General features: G+C 27.9%; 3 protein-coding genes and 1 pseudogene. All 4 read right to left on the reverse strand.

The genetic code is table 11. The features are described from left to right. Nucleotides 1–119, reverse strand: a 119-nt coding sequence (locus WBG30_RS15395; RefSeq protein ID WP_424505537.1) for a lipoprotein, incomplete at its 3' end; no start/stop codon positions are given. 139 nt (nt 120–258) lie between these two features. After that, a complete protein-coding gene (locus WBG30_RS15400) occupies nt 259–768 on the reverse strand; it encodes a hypothetical protein (protein ID WP_424505535.1) in 510 nt (169 codons plus the stop codon). Between the two features lie 9 nt (nt 769–777). After that, nucleotides 778–1,002, reverse strand: coding sequence for a hypothetical protein (locus WBG30_RS15405; RefSeq protein ID WP_424505536.1), 225 nt, complete (start codon nt 1,000–1,002; stop codon nt 778–780). 152 nt (nt 1,003–1,154) lie between these two features. Further along, a pseudogene (locus tag WBG30_RS15410) lies at nt 1,155–1,926 on the reverse strand (hypothetical protein); the annotation flags it as partial.

Consider the following 1,926-nt stretch of genomic DNA (forward strand, 5'->3'; position numbering starts at 1 on the left):
TGAGTAGATACCGTTTCATTTAGTGTCTGAACTTGTGTAGGGATATCTTCCTTTTCCTTTGAGCTTGAACAAGCTGAAAGAACTCCGACTATTAAAAGCCCGAATAATATTTTTTTCATAACTACTACCTCCTATATTTAATAACTCCTACTTAACTATACCTACTTTTTTAATTTTTCTTCTTTTAATTTTTCTTTTTTTTAAAAATTCTATGTTCTTATCCCTATATGTCAACAACAACAATAAAAAAAAGAGAAGTTAATTCTCTTTTTTTTTCAATATTATTTTTGTTTTGACTCCCTTGCTATCTGTTTTGTCTGATACTACATCATTTTTTTCTTCGATTTCTGAGGTTATTCTAACAGGGTCAATTCCCATGGTAGTAAAATAAGAATTTAAAAATTCTATATTTATCTTAGTTCCTTTTAAAATAATAGAATCTTTAGAATCATATTTAATTGTTTCTATAAAATTATCTAATATCTCCTTATACTCTCCTTGACTAAGATCTTCACTTTCTATGCTTAAAGCAAAACTTTCTTCATCTCTTCTTATCTCTACTCCTAAACCTTCAAATTTTTCTTCCTTAACTAAATTTTCTTCTAATCTATCTAGTACTAGAGTTAATCTTTCCGCTTCATTTTTGAGCTGGGTATTTTCTAATTTAATATTATCTAAAATAATTTGATTTTGTTTAATATCTATTCCCATCTCTCCTTGGGCTGTTATACTCAAGAGTATAAATCCTATAATAAATACTTTTTTCATTGATCCTCCTTAATTTAACTCATAAAATTCCTCAACTCTTTGTATCCTTTTATTTAAATTTTCTATATCTTTCTTTATTTCTTTGTTATCTTCTTGCAATTTCTTAAATTCTACCCCTTGCTCACTCACAATAACTTCTAAACTTTTATTAGTTTTTGTAGAAGTGTTTGTCCTAGGATTATTGGAAACACAGGCGGTAAATAGTAGTGACATCAATAAAATATAGATTTTCATATGATCCCTCCTAAAATATTATAATTTATATATTATTCTATAATTCAAGAAAAAATCCTTTATTTCATAACCTGTATTCTATACCCATTCTCCTTAATATAATAACAGTTTCAAAAGAAGATATCAACCAAAAGGCCCATAAAATCATTATTTTATTCAAAATTATCCTGATCCTTATCATCCAAAAAATCTCGTATATCATTTATAAATTTAGAGAGTGGACGTTTATGTGGATTTTTCTTTCTAGCTCCATAATAAACCTCTTCCATTTCTTTTTCTGTTATTCCTAAAGAATCCCCAAATTGACTCAACGTTTCTTCTCTTTGAGATTGGCTTAAAAGTTTATGTTTAAAGTAAAGGTCTCTAATTTCCTCCCGAACTCCGCTATATTTATTTTCCAGTTGAAAAATTTCTTTAGAATTTTCAATTCTTTTTTCTAACTCCCTCCCAAGACCACTTTTTATTTTTAATTCTACTCGATTATCAAATCCCTCTTTTAAATTAAAATTTAATTCTCGTGACTCACCAAAAACATCAATAAACTCTTTGTATTCACTAATATCTTTCAATTCCTTTCCAAAGCCAACACCTTTTATTCCTTCTAACTCTCCTAAACATTTCATAGATAAAGTGAATTTAGCATTATCTCCCATCTCCTCAGTGTATGGATGTAAATGATCTTCTTTACTTCCTTTTATATGGTTGCAAGTAGGGCAACTAGGTACTAAGTTAAATATAGATATTGCCAAATATGGATAATCATCTTTAGGATAATAGTGGTCAAGCTGAGCTCCTACATAATTTGTTATTTTTTTCGTTATATTTTCTTCTCTTAGTTTAAATAAATAAGTAGTATTACAATCTGGGCAAACAGGAAAGTATTTAAATATAAAGTTATGTTGAAACTTACTGTTACGCATGCGT

Source organism: Psychrilyobacter sp. (assembly GCF_049671765.1).
Taxonomy (GTDB): Bacteria; Fusobacteriota; Fusobacteriia; order Fusobacteriales; family Fusobacteriaceae; genus Psychrilyobacter.

Excerpts from the sequence above, each read along its gene's own strand:
- WBG30_RS15400 (WP_424505535.1), bottom strand. The coding sequence starts at position 768 with ATGAAAAAAGTATTTATTATAGGATTTATACTCTTGAGTATAACAGCC.
- WBG30_RS15405 (WP_424505536.1), bottom strand. The coding sequence starts at position 1,002 with ATGAAAATCTATATTTTATTGATGTCACTACTATTTACCGCCTGTGTT.